Here is an 18,071-nt window from a genome sequence, read left to right on the forward strand (position 1 = left end):
GCCTAGCGCCCCTGCCAGACGGCGGGGCGCTTCTCGAGGAAAGCGGTCACGCCTTCGACCTTGTCGGCCGTGCCGAACAGGCCCGCGAAAGCCTGGCGCTCCATCGCGAGGTGCGCCGCCTGGTGGGTATCGAACCCGGCCCGGACGAGCGCCTTGCCCTGCTGCATGGCGAGCGGCGCGCGCGCCGCGATCTTTTCGGCCAGTTCGAGCGCGGCGGCGACGGCATTGCCATCGCCCACGACATCGGTGACGAGCCCCGCATGCAAGGCTTCGGAGGCGGTCAAGGCCTCGCCGAGAAGCACCATCTTCATCGCGCGGCCGCGCCCGACGAGGCGCGGCAAGGTCGCGGTCCCGCCGGCACCTGGGATGATCCCGAGATTGGTTTCGGGCTGACCGAATTTCGCCGAGGCGCCGCTGACGACGAGGTCGCAGCACATGACAAGCTCGTTCCCTGCGCCGAGCGACCAGCCTTCGACCGCGGCGATGAGCGGCTTTGAAAAGCTGCGGATCCGCGCCCAGATCGCCGGCCGCGGATCGTTCATCGCCCCGGCAGTATCGCGCGAGGCGAGTTCGCCGATGTCGGCGCCGGCCGCAAACACCTTCTCGTTTCCGGTGACGATCACCGCGCGCACGTCGGCATCTGCCGCCGCCGCGTCGAGCGCATCGGCAACGCGGCGCAGCAGATCGGTTGCCAGTGCGTTGCGCTTCTCGGGCCGGTTGAGCCGCAGCAGAAGCACATGGTCCAGGCGCCGCTCGCAGATCAGGCTGGCATCGGCTTCGCTCACTTCCAGTTCCTCATATATTGCGACGGGCGATACATCGCCTCGCCGGTTTCGTCGGCGATCGCAGCGAGCGCGGCGCGCACCCGGCCGCGGCCATAGAGATCGGCCCAGGCAAAGGGGCCGACGGGATAATTGGCACCGAAGCGCATCGCGGCATCGATACCCTCCTCGCCCGCGACATGCTCGAACACGGCATCGGCGGCGGCATTGGCGATCTGTGCGAGCGTGCGGCAGACGATCAGCCCCGGGCGGTCGGCGATACGGATCGCGGCGCGCCCGAGCGCGCCGGCGAGATCGATCGCCACCTCGGCCGCCGTGCCGTCCGACGCAGCAAAGATGATGGGACCGTCATTTTCGGCCAGCGTCCAGTCGATCAACGCCGTCGGCGTACCGGTTTCGGAAGCGAGGGCAGTTGCCGTCCGTCCCGCGGCAATGCCGATCGACGCGCCGCCGACCGGCAGCAACTCGCCGGGCGCCGAGCGAAGCAATGCCTCGGCCTCGGCGCGGCCCTGCCCGTCCGGAACCGCGCGCGGCGCGGCGTCGATGCTGGTGGGCGCCGGGGCGCCTCCCGAATAATCGTAGATGCCGCGCCCTGTCTTGCGCCCGTACCAGCCCGCATCGACGAGCGCCGCCTGTGCGCGCTGCGGCACGAAGCGGGTCCGTCCGAAATAGGCGTCGTGGACTGAGCGGGCGACGGTGAAGTTGACGTCCTGCCCGATGAAGTCGGTGAGTTCGAGCGGCCCCATGCGAAATCCCGCAGCGCGGACCGCTGCGTCGATCGTTCCCGCGCTCGCGGCCTGTTCCTGGAGCGCCATGAATGCCTCAGCATAGAAAGGGCGCGCAACGCGGTTGACGATGAAGCCTGGCACATCGGCGACCGGCACCGCGACCTTGCCCCACGCCTTCGCCGCCGCGGTGACGGCGTCGGTCGCCGCCGCATCGGTTGCCGGACCCGAGACGATCTCGACCAGCTTCATCGCGCCGGGCGGATTGAAAAAATGCATGCCGACGAAGCGCTCGGGCCGCGCCAGCGGCTTTGCAAGACCGGCGATCGGCAGCGAGGAGGTATTGCTCGCAAGGACCGTATCGGGGCCGACGATCGCCTCGAGCTTGGCGAACAGCTCGGCCTTGATCGCGGCATTTTCGACGATCGCCTCGATCACCAGCTCACTATCGGCGAGCGATGCGATATCCTCGGTGCAGATGATCCGCTCGAGGATTGCGGCCGCGTCGGCCGCCTCGAGGCGTCCCCTGGCAACGAGGCCGTCGAGCGCCTTGCCCGTGCGCGTCCGCGCGGCAGCGAGCGCCGCGGCGGAAAGGTCGAACAGGCGCACCGTTGCACCGCTTTGCGCAGCGATCAGGGCAATTCCCGAACCCATGGCACCGGCGCCGCACACGGCGACCCGCGAGACTGTCGTCATTTGCCGGATTCCCGAAGACGAACGAGGATCGTGCCATGTTCGACCAGCGCGCCGGGAGCGACACAGACTTCGGCCACTTCGCCGTCCGAAGGCGCCAGAAAGGCCTCCTCCTCGTCGAGAACCGAGAGCCGCGCGAGCTCGGCGCCCGCCGCGACGCGATCGCCAACGGCCAGGACGGACACCAGCGTCGCGACGTGCGGTGCAACGATGTCGCGGAGCGCGGCAACCGGGACAGCGTCGGACTCACCGTCCGGCGCATCGAAACTGGGATCGAGAGGCTCGCCCAGCAGCGGGTTGGGTCCGCCGCCTTCACGCGCAATGAATATCTCGCCGCGCGCGTCAACCACATGCGTCTCGGTCCAGTCGCCCTCGAGGAAACCCGTCATCAGCGCGCGAAGGTCATCGATGGCGGCCTCGAACGGGTCTTTGACGTCACTCATGCCGCGGCCTTTCCGAATTCGGGAAGCACGACCTGCTCGAGCCAGCGCGTGTGGATCCGGTTCTCGACAAAATCGGGGTGGGTGATGATCGCGCGCTGCAGCGGAAGCGTCGTCGGCACGCCCTCGATTGCAAATTCGTCGATCGCGGCAACCAGCCTTGCGATCGCGTCGCTGCGGTCGCGGCCGTGCGCGATCAGCTTGCCGACCATGCTGTCATAATAGGGCGGGATCATCGCCCCGGCGGACATATGGCTGTCGAGGCGGATGCCCTCCCCCGTCGGCGGCTCCCAGCGCGTGATGCGCCCGGGACTCGGCATGAAGTCGCGCGCGGCATCCTCGGCGTTGATGCGCAGCTCGATCGCATGGCCCGAGAGCTTGATGTCGTCCTGCGCGGCCGAGAGGCTGGCGCCGCCGGCGATGCGGATCTGCTCCTGGACGAGGTCGAAGCCCGAGATCATCTCGCTCACCGGATGCTCGACCTGGATCCGCGCATTGACCTCGATGAAGTAGAATTCCTGCCGCTGGACGTCGAAGAGAAACTCCGCGGTGCCGGCGTTGCGATAATTGACGCTCGCGGCGAGATCGACCGCCGACTGGTGGAGCTGCGCGCGCAGTGCATCGGACATGGCGGCGCAGGGCGCCTCCTCGATCAGCTTCTGGTAGCGGCGCTGGACCGAACAGTCGCGTTCGCCGAAATGGAGGACGCTGCCCTTTCCGTCGCCCATCAACTGGACTTCGACGTGACGCGCCTCGGGGACGAAGCGCTCCATGAAGAGGGTGCCGTCGCCGAAGGCCGCGACCGCCTCGGCCGATGCGCGGTGAAAGCCCGCCTCGACGTCGTCGCCATTGTGCGCGATGACCATGCCGCGGCCGCCGCCGCCAGCCGATGCCTTGAGGAGCACCGGATAGCCGATGCGGTCGCCCTCGCGCCGCGCGTCGGCGGCGCTTGCGATGCATTCGCTTCCGGGCACGAGCGGGACCCCCGCCGCGCCTGCCATGGCGCGCGCCTGCAGCTTGTCGCCGAGCGCGTCGATCATGTCGGGCTCGGGCCCGACGAAGGCGATGTCATGCTGGTTGCAGAGACGCGGGAGGATTGCGCGCTCCGAGAGGAAGCCATAGCCCGGGTGGAGCCCGTCGCAGCCGCTTTCGCGGGCGGCGTGAACGATCAGCCGCGGGTCGAGGTAGGATTTGGCGGCGGAGGCCGGACCGATGACGATCGCGCGGTCGGCGAGGCGCGCCGCGGCGCTGTCGCGGTCGGCTTCCGACACCGCGACCACCGTTTCGATATCGAGCGCTTGCGCGGCGCGAACGACCCTGAGGGCGATCTCGCCGCGATTGGCGACGAAGAGACGCTTGATCGCCATCAGCCTTCCACCACCACGAACAGGGGTTGCCCACCCTCAACCATGACGCCGTCCTCGACCAGGATGCTGTGGATGCGCCCGCCCTTGTCGGACTTGAGCGCCGTGAACAGCTTCATCACCTCGATGAGGCATAGCTCGTCGCCCGCGACGATCGTATCTCCCACCTCGACATAGGGCGCGGAGCCCGGTTTGGGCGACCGGTAGAAAGTGCCGATATTGGGCGCGGTGATGATCACGCCGCCGGGCGGAAGCTCGCCCGCCGGATCGGCCGCCGGTGCCGCAGGCACGGCGGCAACAGGTGCCGAGGCCGAGGGCTGGACCACGGGTGCCGGGGCAACAACCCCGCCCCTCCCGTCCCGGCGTATCGCTGCGCGGCTAGCCGGCGCTGCGTCACGCGACAGATAGATTTCGATGTCGCCCCGCCGGATATGCACTTCCCGAAGCGACGAGCGCTCGAACTCCTGAAGCAGGAAGGTCAGTTTCTCGGGGAAATCGCCGGAACTCATTCTTGTCGTCCTGAAATGAGTGCGGGGTCGCCAGCAATGACGACCCCGCACGCTGGAAGGCGGATCAATATTTGAACTGGACCGAAACGCCGTAGACCGAAGGCTTACCACGATAGCGGACGAGCGTGTCAAGGAAGGTCGAGACCGCCGTGATGTAGGACTCGTTGGTCACATTGCGGCCGAAAACCGAGAGGCGCCAGCGATCGTCTTCCGTCGCGATACCGGCGCGTAGATCGAGCGTGGTGTGCGACGGGATGACGAAATCGTCAGCGCGCAGAACGGCCGTCTCGAAGGTCGCATTCTGCTTGCCCTGATAGACGAGCGTGCCGCCGAGGAAGGCTTTCATATTGCCCGACAGACTGGCCTCATATTGCGCGTCGAGGTTCGCGCTGAAGGTCGGCGTGTAGGGCAGCTTGGAACCCTTGAAATTGCCGGTGAAGCCCGAGGCATTGTAAATCGCCAGGCCATCGGGCGTCTGCGTATAATCGTCGGTGACCTTGCTCTTGAGATAAGTCGCACCGGCCGAGAAATTCAGCCCGTCCACCGGCTCGGCGGTAAAGTCGGCTTCGAGGCCCCAGATATAGGATCCCGGAACGTTCAGCATCTTCTCGAGCAGGCCGAACACCGGATCCTGGATGCGGCCGCGGACCTGCTTGTCCGAATAGTCGTAATAGAAGGCGGCACCGTTGAGCTGCACACGGCGATCGCCAAGCGGTGCCTTGAAGCCCGCCTCGTAGGCAATCACCTTTTCCTGCGTGGCCGGCGTATACTGGCTGACGCGCGAGGCGCCGATCGCCGAGAAGATGCCGGCTTTATAGCCTTGGCTCACCGTCGCGTAGAGCAGCATACCGCCATCGAACTTGTAGTTTGCGCCGACGCGGAAGGAGATATTGTCCTGGTCGAGGCTGCTCGCGACCGGGTCGAGCGTCGAGCGCGCCGTGCCCTGCAACAGGTCGCCCGTGGTCGGGAAACACTGGCCCGGCTGGATCACGATCGGAACGCTGTTGAGCGCGGACCCGAATACGAGGGCCGTTCCCTGCGCCGTGTCTTCCGGCGGATCATTGTAGCAGTAGAGCGCGTCCAGCTTGTTCTTCGTGTAGCGGACGCCACCCTGAACGGTGAAGTTGGAACTCAACTCCGCCTCGATATTGCCGAAAAGCCCGAACGTCTGCTGCTTCGAGTTGAAATTGTTGAGCGTCAGCGTGATCAGGTCGGCGTTCGCCGAATAATCGCCCAGGAAGAAGAAATTATTCTGCTCGGTCCGGATATCGTCGAAGCTCGCCCCGACGATCCAGTTGATACCGCCGCTGTCGCCGGCGATGCGAAGTTCCTGGTTGAACGATTCGACCTGTCCGTCGAGCGGCACATCGACGACACGGGCGGTCGTCCCGTCGAGGTCCTGCGCATATTCGAGGTTCTTCTTCGCATAAGCGGTGGTCGACGTGATCGTGACACTGTCGCTCACCGAAAAATCCGAGCGCAGGGCGAACTGGAAATAATCATTGTCCGACTTGCCGAGCAGGCCGGATGCCCAGTCCGCGCCGCGCGCACCATCGCTGATCGGCGTTCCGAGGACCGCGTTGGCGCCGGCGCGGACCGAGGGGTTGGGACTGGACAAGCGGCCGACGACGACGGCCTGGCGCCCGAGGAAGGACCCGTCAAAGCCGGGGCTTGTCGGGGTGGTTAACTGCGCAAAACGTTCGGCGTCGACAAATCCATAGGGGTTCCCGGAAGCGGTCAATGCGGCTTGCGACCCGTAGACATTCAGCAACGTCCCCGCATATTGGGACGCGAGGGGATCCGAGCGATCGCGCGCACCCGTCGCAGTGAACAGGAATTTCACCGCGCTCGAGGGCTCGAACTCGAGCGAGAAACGGCCCATCAGCTTGCGCTCCGCGCCATTCTCGTCGTCGGGACGCGAGAAGCTGCGCTGCCATGCGCCGCCGGTAACGCCCTTGACCGCGAGGCGTGCTCGCAGCGTGTCGGAGAGCGGTCCGCTCACATGACCGGACAATTCGAACCGGTCGAAGCGTTCGTATGAGGCAAAGCCTCCCATCTCGAAGCTGTCGGTCGGCTTGCCGACGATATAGTTGATCGCGCCGCCGGTCGAACTCTGGCCGAACAGGGTGCCTTGGGGACCTTTGAGGACTTCGAGCCGCTGGATATCGAGGTCGAGGCCATCCGACATGACCGGGACGTTGCGCGGCACTTCGTCGGTGTAAATGGAAACCGACGGCGCAGCGCCGAAGGTCGCGTCGTAAAGACCAATGCCGCGCAGCGTGTAGACCGGGGTCGAATAGAGCGACTGGGTGAAAGTGAAGCCCGGGACGAGCTTGGCGAGATCCTCGGGCCCCTTGATGCCGCGCTCGCCGAGACTTTCGCCCGTCGCCGCCGTGATGGTGAGACCGACGTCGTTCAGCGCCTGCTCGCGCTTGTTCGCGGTAACGATGATTTCGTTGTTCGAGGTGTCGGTTTCGGTATCGGCAGCTGGTGCCGTTGGCGCTGTCTGCGCCGCGGTGGGAGCGGCGGCGAGCATCGCGACCAGCATGGCGGACGATGTGAGGAATAGATTGGTTTTCATTTCAGGCACCTCCCAATGTGCGACCGCGCTGCCGAGCAGCGTCGATCGCCTGTTTTTTGACTATCCAGCGATCATGGCCCCATCGACGACATGTTCTGCGCCGCTCACGAAGCTTGATTCATCCGAAGCGAGGAACAGCACCACCCGCGACACTTCGTCGGGCTGGGCCAACCTTCCCAGGGGAATGAGTTCGGCGGCTCCGCCGCCTTTTTCGTCAGTCGCGGCGACCATCATCGGCGTCAGAATATATCCGGGGTGAACCGAGTTCACCCGGACGCCGGCGTGGCCATATTGCGCCGCAATGAGCTTGCTCATCCCGCGAACGGCGAATTTGGTCGAGCAATAGGCTGCGTTGGACGACGCGCGCGTCCCGAGCATGCCCGCAATGGAGGAGATATTCACGATCGAGCCGCCGCCGTTCGCGATCATGTCCGGCAGCACGGCCTTCATGCCGAGGAACACACCGAGCTCGTTCACGCGAAAGACTTCGGTGAACTCCTCGGCGGAAAACTCAAGGATCGACTTCACCGGCCCGATGATGCCGGCATTATTGACGAGCACCGAGACGGGGCCGAAGCGCTTGTTGGCAAGCGCGACGACCCGGTCCCAATCGTCCGCGCTCGCGACATCGTGCGGCGCGAACACCGCGGTATCGCCAAGTTCGCGCGTGATCCGTTCGCCATCGTCGGAGTTGATGTCGGTCAGGACCACGCGCGCGCCCTCGGCGACGAAGAGTCGAGCGTGCGCCTCGCCCATGCCTTGGGCGGCCCCCGTCACGATCGCCACTTTTCCGCAGAGGCGTTGCATCTGTCAGGCCGCTTCCGCGGCCGCGTCGGTGCTGATCTTCGGCGCGACTTCCTTCGCCAGCAGTTCCATCGACCGCTCCCAAGGCTCGGGATTGTCGATATAGTCGTGGCTGTAGATGAGGAGGGTGCCGAAGGGTCCGCCGAGTTCGCTCATCCAGTGATCGAGCTTCTGACGCACCGTTTCGACCGATCCGACGATCCAGACATGTTCCGCGAGATAGGCCGCGTCGACGTCGGCGGGATCGACATTCGGATCGTGCAGCAGGCCCTTGAGCACGCCGAAGCGCTCATAGGTCGGCTTGATATAGGCCTTCCACGCATCGCCGATGCCGCCTTCGATGGCGAGCTTGCGCGCTTCCTCGTCGGTGTCGGCAACAATAACGTCGCGCACCACGCGGTGGGCCGAGCGGTCGGATTTCCGACCGGCTTCAGTCATCTTGTCGCGATAGGTCTCGAAATGGCTCTTGAGGAATTCATTGCCGGCATAGACCGAGGCCGGAATGAAGCCGTGGGTGCCGGCAAAAGCGATCGACGGCGACGGCGCGGACAGGCCGGTCATCGCCATGTGGATATCGCCGTCCCAGGGCCGTACGTCGCGCAGCTTTTTCTTGGGATCGGCTTCGGGATAGCCGGCGTTCCAATATTTGCCTTCGACGCTGAAGGGCTCGGCCTTCCAGACCTTTTCCATGATGTCGATCGCCTCGAGCATCATCTCGTGATTCTTCGACATGTCGGTGATGCCGCGCAGCGCCGCGTCGGTCGGATAGGCGCCGGTCGCGACGCCGAGCATGTAGCGGCCTTCGAGGATCTGGCTCAGCCAGGCCGTCTGAACGGCGAGCGTCGCGGGGTGATGATAGGGCAGAAGATGTGCCAGCGGTCCGAACTTGATCTGTTCGGTTTGCAGCGCCGCCGCAGCGATGACGAGTTCGGGGCTGGGAATGGATTCCCAGTCGAGCGTTCCGTGCTCGCCAACCCAATATTCGCTGAAGCCGACCTTGTCCGCATGCACGGCCTGGCGGATCGCCCATTCGAAAACCTGCTTGGGCTTGCGTTCCGGCCGGAGAAAGGGCGTCTGAAACATACCGATTTTCATGTTGGATACCTCGTTCTGAATTTGGTCTGCGCGATGGGGCGCACCCGATGCTTCAATAGCCCGGCCACGCGCGCGTCGCATGGTTTCGCGATGCGGCCGATCGCGCAGTGGCACCTGTCCCTGCCTGAGATGATGTTTCGGAGAGCGAATATCGGGGGAGCGGCGCCCGAACGCGCGGCAGACGCCCGATCGGCGTGCGTGCCTCGGCCTCGAGGCTGAAGCGCTGTCCAGCGGTTGCCGTGACGAATGCCATTTGCCGATTCTCCCAAATGCCGCCGCACAGCTTCTTTCGGCTGGTGCGGCATCAATCTCCTACGCCGACCATGGTCGAGCGTCAAATAAAATCGATCATTCGTCGGAAAACTTCATTTGCATGACGATAACGCGACTCCCCTCTCCGTCTCGCTTCATGCGCCACATATTCTAGAAATATCTAGCATAACCTAGCAATTTCCGCGATATCAGGACGCCGAACAATAGCCGATTGACCAAGGCGCGATGCTAGTACAAACTCGAACAATAAACGGTTTTTGGAGAGACAAGTTGGCAACGGGTACCCAAGACATCGCCATCGCTCCCGGTACGGACCCCGGATGGGAGACCCTCCTCGGGGAGATATTGTCGCGAGCGACTCGCGATACCGAGCGCAAGCAGGACCGCAGCCGTCGAACCGAGCAGCAAATCTTCAACGCGGCCTTGCGCGTCTTTGCGCGCGACGGCCTCTCGAGGTCCAAGATTTCCGATATCGCCGCCGAGGCCGGGATCTCGACCTCCACCTTCTACGAATATTACAAGAGCAAGGAGGACCTCGCTTACGACGTCCCCATGTTCTACCTCGCCGACTTCTTCGAAAGCTATCGCGCCGCCGCGCCGGCGTCGATGAGCGCGCGCGCGCGGCTGCTCCTCTATCTCACCATGTCGGCCGATTATGCCCGCGAGCACGCCGAATGGGCGCGCCTCCTCTATCTCGAGATCTGGCCAAGCGTCTTCGTCAGCGAGACCGAGCTCCAATATACGATCAATGACTTCGCAAAGATCGTCCAGTTCCTGGTCGAGATCGGCAAGACCGAGGGCTGGGTCGATCCCGCGCGCAACAAATATGATACCGCCGCGATCATCATCGGCGGGTCGAACCAGCTCATCATCACCTGGCTACTCTATCGCAAGCCGCGCAACCTCACCAAGGCGGGCGCGGAAATCGGCGAGCGCATCATCCGGCTTCTCGAATGCGAGTGCCACGCGGCCTGACCGGGACGTACCCACCGGCGCGGACGCCCGACTATGACGACCGTCAGACGTCCCAGACGAGCGCGAAGGGTTTAACGCTTCCGACGATCCCGTTGGTATAGGCGAGCGGGCGATCCTCGCCGAGTCGGAACTCGGGGATACGCGCAAACCATTCCTGAAGGACGATCTTCACTTCCATGCGGGCGAGATGCGCGCCGGGACAGGTGTGTGAGCCTTTGCCGAAGGTCGAATGTCTGCGCCCGGGCCGCTGGAGCTGGAAGTCGAGTGGATCGGCATTCATGCCCGCGTCCATCGAGACAACGATTGTCGGGGACATGACCATGTCGCCTCGGCGGAGCATGACACCGTCGAACTCGACGTCGCTCCGCACTTCGCGCGACGAGGAGACGACCGGAAAGCGGCGGAAGAATTCGAGCAGCGCATCGTTGATCAGCGCGGGATCGGCCGCGATCGCACGGCGGAGCTTCGTATCGCGCGCAAGATAGGAGAAAGTGAAGCCGAGCATGTTCACGACGGTATCGAGCCCGCCGACGAGAACCTGGGTGCAGATATTGAGCGCTTCGATCTCGCTGAGCTCGCGCCCGTCGATCTGGCCCTTGACCATGCGCGAAATCATGTCTTCGCCGGCGCCGGTGCGCCGCGCGGCGATCACCGGGGTCAGATATTCGCGGAAGGCCTCGAGCACTTCGGGATAGGTCATCGACCCGTCGGGCCGGGTGAACTGGTCGGCGAGATGCTTGAGCGTCGGAAGATCCGCAAGCGGCAGGTTGACGAGCATCATGAAGATCGTCACCGGCAGCTGCTCGGCGAAATCCTCGACGAAATTGCAGCGGCCCCGATCCTTGAAGCCGTCGATGAGTTCGGCCGAGAGATCGACGATCGCCTGCTCGATCGGCTTGAGCGGCTTGGGTCCGAGATTTTCGTTGAGAAGGGTCCGGAACGGGCGGTGCTCGGGTGGATCGAGCGACAAGGGGATGAGGCGATAGGCCTCGCCCGCCGCTTTCGGGACGAGCACCGTGTTGTTCGAGAAGCGCGCCGGCTCGGACATGACGATGTCCGACAGCTCGGCGGTGAGCGCGATCCAGTGGCCGTCGTTGTGCGGCGTCCACATCAACTGATGCGGCGCCTGCTCCATGATCTCGCGCCAGAAGGCGTGAAAATCCATGCCCTCGGGAATCTCGCGATAGATGTCGAAATCGAAGACCCGGTCCGCCGGGACATTCTCCGGGCGCGGCAAGACGAGCACATCTTTCGTGTCGAACGCGCCAACTTCCATTCTAGTCTCTCCCAGGCACAAGACCGATCCCCTTTCCTACCCGATGCGACGCCCCATAAAAAGACTGTTTATCGGATTTAACCTTGGACATGCCTGATTTTCCTCATATATTGTGCCAAATTGTCAAAAAATATCCGATGTTCTATCGGAAAAAATGGAAGAGGTGACATGAGGCTCAATCAAAAGGTCGCGATCATCACCGGCGCCGCGCAGGGCATGGGGGCCGAGCACGCCCGCCGCTTCGTCGCCGAAGGCGCGAAGACGGTCTTCACCGACATCAATGCCGAGGCCGGCGCGGCGCTCGAGGCCGAGCTCGGCGAGGCGTCGCTCTTCGTGCGGCACGATGTCGGCAGCGAAGCTGACTGGGCCGCTGTGGTCGCCGCCGCCGAGGCAAAGTTCGGGCCGGTCTCGGTGCTCGTCAACAATGCCGGCATCATCGGGCCGGTCGCCAAGGCGGCGGATCTTGCGGCGGCGGATTTCGAGACTGTGTGCCGCGTCAACCAGACCTCGGTCTTCCTCGGCACCAAGCATGTCCTCCCCTCGATGGTGCGCGCCGGCGGCGGCTCGATCGTCAACATCTCGTCGATCTCGGGGATCGTCGCCATCTATGGCACGCCGAACGTCGCCTATGCCGCGAGCAAGTTCGCGGTGCGCGGCATCACCAAGCAGGTCGCGATCGAATATGGCGAGCACGGCATTCGCGCCAATTCGGTGCACCCCGGCTATATCCGCACCCCGATGATGACCGAGGCGCTCGACGCCGACCAGATCAAGATTGCGAGCGGGTCGGTCCCGATCAAGCGCGTCGGCGAGGTCGAGGATGTGTCGAACCTCGTCGTCTTCCTGGCCTCGGACGAATCGGGCTTCATCACCGGCAGCGAATATATCATCGACGGCGGCCTCACCGCGCTATGACGGCCGTGGCCGAGCAGGCCGCAAAGTCGGCATCGCCCGAGCGGCCCGGAGGGCGGGTGGCTGCCGAGTGGGGGAAGAGCTGGCATCTCGTCCTGCTCACCGCGATCGCACTCACCTGCTCGCCGGCGACGCTCCCCGTCTATACGATCGGGGTTCTCACCGGTCCCTTGCACGATGCGTTCGGTTGGGGCCGCGGCACGATCCAGGCCGCGATCCTTTTCAGCACCGGGCTCGGCATGGTGGGCGGGCCGCTCGCCGGCTGGATGATCGAGCGGCTTGGGCTCCGGCGATCGGTGCTGCTCGGCGTCTCCGGCCTCTCGACCGCGGTCGCGGCCTGCGCCTCGATCACCGGCGCGGCCTGGCAGCTCTATCTCTTCTACGGGCTGATGGCGCTGCTCGGAGCCGGAACCGGCGCGGTGTCCTGGACCTATCTCATCGTCGACCGGTTCGAAAAGACGCGCGGGCTCGCGCTCGGCATTGCGCTTTCGGGCACGGGGATCGCCGCGATGCTGATGCCGCGCATCGCCGCGTTCGGGCTCGATCGGGGCGGGTGGCAGGCGAGCTATCTCATTCTTGGCGCCTATGGGCTTCTCTTCATTCTTCCGCTCTGCGCGCTCCTGCTGCCGCGGCGAGTGCCGCATGCCGCGGCAGGGGCCGATACCGCAGCCGCGCTGTCCGCTCCCGGGCTGACCCTTCGCGCTGCCCTACGCCGGCGACATTTCTGGCTGCTGGGCGCTGCGACTTTCTGCATCTATGTCGCGGTCGGTGGGCTCATCCCGACCATCGTTCCCGCGCTCACCGACGCCGGGCTGTCGACCGATGACGCAGTCTCGATCATGGGCTTTTTCGGGCTCGCGATCATCGTCGGGCGCATCCTCATCGGATCGCTCGTCGACCATATGTGGGCACCCGCGGTCGCGGCCTGCGTGCTGGTCCCGGCGGCGGCGGCCTGCTTCGCCTTCCAGCTGCCGCTTTCCTTCGGCGCCTATGCGCTCGCCGCGATGCTCATCGGTATGGCGACGGGAATGGAACTCGACATGCTTGGCTTTCTCGCGACGCGCTATTTCGGGCTTAGGCATTTCGCGCCCATCTACGGCCGGCTCTATATGTTCGTCTCGATCGGCGCGGGCTCGGCGCCGCTCGCTTTCGGCAGCGCCTATGACCTGACGGGAAGCTATGCGCTCCCGATTTCGCTCGCGGCAGGGTTGCTGATTGCAGGCGCCGCAGGCATCCTCGCACTCGGACGCTATCCCGACCAGCGCTTCCCGGACGCCGCGTCCGCGGCTTGACCGGGCCGATCGTCAGCGCTTGAGGCTGACCTCGAGCGTGCCCGTCTTGACCTCGACGAGCGGCAGCGTCGCGACACTCATCAGCTTGCGGACCTGCTCGAGCTCGGGCGAGGAGAGCAACGGATAGTCGCGGCGGACGGGTCCTGCCGCGCGCATCTTGTCGATGTCGGCCTGCGGCACGGTCGCGCGGTAAATGAGCTCGTCCTCGTCCTCGGTCCCATATTGCTTCTTGAGCTCGTCGAGATCGGGATCGGCAGGCGGGTTGGCGAGCACTTCGGCGGCGCGCGCGCTGTTCATGATCCGGTCCATCACGTCGGGATCGACGGGGGCGACGGTGTCGCCATAGAATCCCGCCGCATATTGCACGACCTCGTCGGGAACCGTGCCGTAGCGCTTGCCGGTGACGATGTTCAGCACCGCCTGGATACCGACGAGCTGGCTGAAGGGGGTCGCCATGCCGGGATAGCCGAGGTCGCGACGCACCGCTGCGACCTCGTCTAGCACGTCCGACAGTTTGTCGGTCATATTGTGCATCTCGAGCTGCGCCTTGAAGGTCCCCATCATGCCGCCGGGGATCTGATGCTCTTCGGAGAAGGCGTCATATTCGGCATATTGATCGACGAGGAAACCCGCCGATTTGCCGACCGCGCGGAAATGATCGGCGACCGGCTGGAACAGGCTCTTGTCGAGCGAGTGGCTATGGCCCTTGATCTCGATATTGCGCACCATGATCTCGGTCGAGGGGACCGATGGCCCGTTCGCCATCGGCCGGCTCGCGGTATGGAGCACCGAGACGCCGAGATCGACGGCATCGAGATAGGCCTTGGCCGACATGCCGAGAAGATTGTTGGCGTGGAATTCGATCGGCTTGCCGTTCGCCGCGGCGACGATGCCGGGAAGGAGACCGATCAGCCTTTCCTTCTCGAGCACCCCGGCGGTGTCGTAGAGAAGGATGCTGTCGACATCGGGGCTGGCCGCGAGGAGCCGGGTCTTTTCGGCGAAATATTCATTGGTATGAACGGGCGAGAGCGCGAACATCACCGCGCCCGCGACCTGCGCATTGGATTCCTTCGCGACCTTCGCGAGGCGCAGCATATTATCGATGCCGAACAGCACGTCGTAGATCCAGAAGGAGCGCACGCCATGCGCGCAAAGCCGGCGGACCCAAAGATCCATCAGCGCGCGCGGGCTGACGCTGAAGGTGACATTGGCATTGGCGCGCAGCCCCGCGCGCACCGGCGTGTCGGGCATCGAGGCGACGAGCAGGTCGAGGCCTTCCCAGTAATTTTCCTGGCAATAGCGGGTGAGCACGTCGAGCATGCCGCCGCCGGTGAGGTCGATCGTCTTGAACCCGGTCTTGTCAAGAAGCGGCGATACCGGAAGCGCCATGCCGGCGCGCATGCGCAGCCCCCACAGGCTCTGCTGCCCGTCGCGCATCGTTTCGTCGAGAAATTCGATATGAGCCATTTCGTCCTACACTCCAGGAATCGCGTCGGCCGACATCAGTCGGCCTCGATATAGATGAGCGGCTGCCCGCCTTCGACGAGCTGTGCGTCCTCGGCAGCGATATGCCGCACGACGCCCGCGACCTCGGTTCGTACCGAGGTGAATAGTTTCATCACCTCGATCAGGCAGACCTCGGTGCCGGCGGAAATAGTCTGCCCGACCTCGACGAAGGCCGGCGAGCCGGGCTTGGGTGAACGGTAGAAGGTCCCGAGATTGGGCGCGATCACTGCGGTCCAGGCCGGGTCGATCGCCGAGGCGGGCGCAGCCGGAGGCGCGATCCGGCCGGTAACGCCGGCGGCTGCGGCCGAAGCGGCGCTCGGGGCAGGCGGCGCGGCGCGAGGCACGCTTTCGCGGCCGGCGCTATCGGCATCCATCGACAGGCGCAGGCTGAGGTCCGGCCCCCGAACCAGCAACTCTCGCAGTTCCCCCTTCCGGAACAGATCGATGATGATCTCGAGGTCGCGGGTGGTGCGCTCATCCATGACCGGCCGTCCCTCTCATAGTCTCAGGCCGCAGCGCGGCTGGCGGTCCCGGCTTCGTCGCGCATCGCAAGCGCGGCGGCGAGAACGCGGGCATAGTGCCACGACGGCGTGCCGATTGCATGCTCGAGGATTTTCGCGCGGCGCAAAAAGCGGTGGAGGCCGAGCTCCCAAGTGAAACCCATGCCGCCGTGGATCTGGATCGCGTCGTTGCAGGCATCGCGCGCAATCTCGGTGCAATAGGCCTTGGCCGACGAGGCGCTCCGCGACCGATCGTCCATGCCCTCCGAGCAGGACCAGAAGGCGTAATAGGCGGTCGCCCGTCCAGCCTCGACCGCGACGGCAGTGTCGGCGCAGCGATGCTTGATCGACTGGAAGGCGCCGATGACCTGACCGAATTGTTCGCGCGTCTTGGCATAGTCGACCGCGACATCGTGCATGCGGCCCGCGATGCCGATCGCGAGGCCGGCGTGGACGGTCGAGGCGAGATCGAGCAGCGTTTCGAGCGCCGCCTCGCCGCGATCGGCTCCGAGCAGGCTGGTCGCCTCAAGCGGCACGGCGTCGAAGCTGACCGCGGCAAGCCCGGCCGACGGATCGAGCGATTCATGGTGACGGACTCCGACACCCCCTGCCGACCGTTCGACCAGCACGAGAATGGGTCTGCCGCGATCCTGCGCGGTGACGAGAAAGAGATCGGCGTCCGCAGCGCCGGCGACGGCAATCTTTGTTCCGCTAAGCGCGCCGCTGCGCATCTGGGTGGCGCAGCGCGTCGGATCCTCGGCGCCGCTCTCGGCGACGGCCAGCGCGGCGCGCACTTCGCCGGCGGCAAGCGGTCCGAGCCAGCGCGCGCGCTGCTCGCTGCTCCCGAAGCGCGCGATGACTTCGGTCACGAGAAGCGTGCTGGCGACGACAGGCGGCGCGAGCCCGGCGCCCAGGGCCTCGATCGCGAGCGCGCAGTCGACGAGCGTGAGACCAACGCCGCCGTCGGCCTCGGGAACGAGCAGCGAGAACAGACCGAGTGCAGCAAGCGCGTTCCAGGCGTCGATATCGGCGGCACGATCAAGATCGGGACCCGCGAGCGCGGGAAAATCGGCGAGAACATTGCCGACCGTCTCAGCGAGGTTCTGCTGCTCCTCGTTGAATGCGAAGTCCATGTTCCTCTTCCTTTCGCCGTCTAGCGCGGCAGGCCGAGCAGGCGCTCGCCGATGATATTGCGCTGGATCTCCGAGGAGCCCGAATAGATGCTGAAAGCCTTCGACTGGAGATAGCTCAGCTGGAACTTGCCGCCGGCGTCGGCGAGCGGATCATTGTCCGACAGCACCGCTTCGGGCGACAGGATGTCGAGGGCATTTTCGTACATCCGCTGCGCAGCATGGCTCCAGTAGAGCTTGACCACCGAGGCATCGGATCCGCGCTCGCCGCCATTCTTGTAGCGGCTGAAGCTGCGCAGCGCGACGAGGCGCATCGCCTCGACCTCGGTGATCGAGCGACCGAGCTTTTCCTGGACGCGCGGATCGTCGATCGCGACGCCCCCGTTCGAGGGCTTCGACACCGCGACGTCGATTAGCTTTTCGAGCTCCTGCTTGAAGCGAATCTGGCGCCCGAGGCAATCTTCCGGACCGCGCTCATAGGCGAGCGTCGTCATCGCGATGCGCCAGCCTTCGTTGAGCCCGCCGACGATGTTCTCCACCGGTACTTCGACATCGTCGAAGAAGGTCTCGTTGAATTCGCTCTCGCCCGAGATTTGCCGCAGCGGCCGGATCGAGATGCCCGGACTGCTCATGTCGATGAGGAGGAAACTCAGCCCCTTGTGCTTGGGGAGATCGCCGTCGGTGCGGACAAGCGCGAAGCACCACTGCGAATATTGCGCGAAGCTCGTCCAGATCTTCTGGCCGTTGACGATGAACTTGTCGCCCCTCAGTTCGGCGCGGGTGCGCACCGAGGCGAGGTCCGATCCGGCATTGGGCTCGGAGAAACCCTGGCACCAGATCTCATCCGAGGAGATGATCTTGGGGAGGAAGCGCTTCTTCTGCTCTTCGGTGCCGTGGCGCAGGATCGTCGGCCCGGCGAGATTCTGCCCGATGATATTGAGGCTTTCGGGCGCGCGGGCGCGCGCCATTTCCTCGGCAAAGATCGCACGCTCGGTCAGCGTCGCGCCGTGGCCGCCATATTCGACCGGCCAGTTGATGCCGGTCCAGCCGCCGGTGTGGAGCTTGCGGTCCCAGTCGCGGCGGAAGAGATAGCGCTGCTCCTCATCCTCAGGTTCGAAGGCCGTCACGCCCCAGCCCGCGGGAAGCGCGTCGGCAAGCCAGGCGCGCAGGCGCTGGCGAAACTCCTCCTCAGCGGGGCTGTAGCTGAAGTCCAT

The 18,071-nt window shown here is 64.9% G+C and carries 16 protein-coding genes; 3 read left to right on the forward strand and 13 right to left on the reverse strand.

The features are described from left to right. Positions 1–2: 2 nt before the first annotated feature. From AC1RNQ_RS07790 to AC1RNQ_RS07825, 8 genes are all read right to left on the reverse strand, one after another. Positions 3–785, reverse strand: a complete 783-nt coding sequence (locus AC1RNQ_RS07790; RefSeq protein WP_493170229.1) for an enoyl-CoA hydratase-related protein — start codon at positions 783–785, stop codon at positions 3–5. Further along, positions 782–2,203 carry a 3-hydroxyacyl-CoA dehydrogenase NAD-binding domain-containing protein gene (locus tag AC1RNQ_RS07795; RefSeq protein ID WP_493170231.1) on the reverse strand — a complete coding sequence of 474 codons (1,422 nt, stop codon included), beginning with the start codon at positions 2,201–2,203 and terminating at the stop codon, positions 782–784. The genes AC1RNQ_RS07790 and AC1RNQ_RS07795 overlap by 4 nt, the downstream gene beginning before the upstream one ends. Continuing rightward, positions 2,200–2,643: a biotin/lipoyl-containing protein gene (locus AC1RNQ_RS07800; protein WP_493170232.1), complete on the reverse strand. Its 444-nt coding sequence runs from the start codon at positions 2,641–2,643 to the stop codon at positions 2,200–2,202. Before AC1RNQ_RS07800 ends, AC1RNQ_RS07795 begins: the two co-directional genes overlap by 4 nt. Then, complete coding sequence (locus AC1RNQ_RS07805) at positions 2,640–4,007, reverse strand: acetyl-CoA carboxylase biotin carboxylase subunit (RefSeq protein WP_493170234.1); 1,368 nt, start codon at positions 4,005–4,007, stop codon at positions 2,640–2,642. Before AC1RNQ_RS07805 ends, AC1RNQ_RS07800 begins: the two co-directional genes overlap by 4 nt. Beyond that, positions 4,007–4,513: an acetyl-CoA carboxylase biotin carboxyl carrier protein gene (gene accB, locus AC1RNQ_RS07810; protein ID WP_493170236.1), complete on the reverse strand. Its 507-nt coding sequence runs from the start codon at positions 4,511–4,513 to the stop codon at positions 4,007–4,009. The genes AC1RNQ_RS07805 and accB (AC1RNQ_RS07810) overlap by 1 nt, the downstream gene beginning before the upstream one ends. Before the next feature lie 64 nt (positions 4,514–4,577). Further along, positions 4,578–7,094, reverse strand: coding sequence for a TonB-dependent receptor (locus tag AC1RNQ_RS07815; RefSeq protein WP_493170237.1), 2,517 nt, complete (start codon positions 7,092–7,094; stop codon positions 4,578–4,580). 60 nt (positions 7,095–7,154) lie between these two features. Beyond that, on the reverse strand, positions 7,155–7,880 hold the full coding sequence (locus AC1RNQ_RS07820) for a glucose 1-dehydrogenase (protein WP_493170239.1): 726 nt from the start codon (positions 7,878–7,880) through the stop codon (positions 7,155–7,157). A 24-nt stretch (positions 7,881–7,904) separates the two neighbouring features. Then, a complete protein-coding gene (locus tag AC1RNQ_RS07825; RefSeq protein ID WP_493170240.1) occupies positions 7,905–8,993 on the reverse strand; it encodes an LLM class flavin-dependent oxidoreductase in 1,089 nt (362 codons plus the stop codon). Between the two features lie 618 nt (positions 8,994–9,611). Between AC1RNQ_RS07825 and AC1RNQ_RS07830 the strand changes: the two genes are divergently transcribed. Beyond that, entirely contained in the window at positions 9,612–10,241 is a 630-nt protein-coding gene (locus tag AC1RNQ_RS07830) for a TetR/AcrR family transcriptional regulator (RefSeq protein ID WP_493170243.1), read from the forward strand. A 43-nt stretch (positions 10,242–10,284) separates the two neighbouring features. Here AC1RNQ_RS07830 and AC1RNQ_RS07835 read toward each other — a convergent pair whose 3' ends face one another. Further along, entirely contained in the window at positions 10,285–11,517 is a 1,233-nt protein-coding gene (locus tag AC1RNQ_RS07835) for a cytochrome P450 (RefSeq protein WP_493170245.1), read from the reverse strand. 168 nt (positions 11,518–11,685) lie between these two features. Between AC1RNQ_RS07835 and AC1RNQ_RS07840 the strand changes: the two genes are divergently transcribed. After that, positions 11,686–12,432: a glucose 1-dehydrogenase gene (locus AC1RNQ_RS07840; protein ID WP_493170247.1), complete on the forward strand. Its 747-nt coding sequence runs from the start codon at positions 11,686–11,688 to the stop codon at positions 12,430–12,432. Positions 12,433–12,488: 56 nt separating this feature from the next. Further along, on the forward strand, positions 12,489–13,721 hold the full coding sequence (locus tag AC1RNQ_RS07845; RefSeq protein ID WP_493170248.1) for an MFS transporter: 1,233 nt from the start codon (positions 12,489–12,491) through the stop codon (positions 13,719–13,721). Between the two features lie 12 nt (positions 13,722–13,733). Here AC1RNQ_RS07845 and AC1RNQ_RS07850 read toward each other — a convergent pair whose 3' ends face one another. The 4 genes from AC1RNQ_RS07850 to AC1RNQ_RS07865 are packed head-to-tail and all read right to left on the reverse strand — an operon-like array spanning position 13,734 to position 18,071. Next, positions 13,734–15,188, reverse strand: a complete 1,455-nt coding sequence (locus AC1RNQ_RS07850; RefSeq protein WP_493170250.1) for a pyruvate carboxylase — start codon at positions 15,186–15,188, stop codon at positions 13,734–13,736. A gap of 35 nt (positions 15,189–15,223) precedes the next feature. Beyond that, positions 15,224–15,709, reverse strand: a complete 486-nt coding sequence (accB, locus tag AC1RNQ_RS07855) for an acetyl-CoA carboxylase biotin carboxyl carrier protein (protein ID WP_493170252.1) — start codon at positions 15,707–15,709, stop codon at positions 15,224–15,226. 23 nt (positions 15,710–15,732) lie between these two features. After that, positions 15,733–16,860, reverse strand: a complete 1,128-nt coding sequence (locus tag AC1RNQ_RS07860) for an acyl-CoA dehydrogenase family protein (protein ID WP_493170253.1) — start codon at positions 16,858–16,860, stop codon at positions 15,733–15,735. 20 nt (positions 16,861–16,880) lie between these two features. Beyond that, positions 16,881–18,071 (reverse strand): acyl-CoA dehydrogenase, encoded by a 1,191-nt coding sequence (locus AC1RNQ_RS07865; protein WP_493170254.1) that lies wholly within the window; start codon positions 18,069–18,071, stop codon positions 16,881–16,883.

The sequence above is a fragment of the Sphingopyxis sp. GW821-FHT12F08 genome (assembly GCF_058806755.1).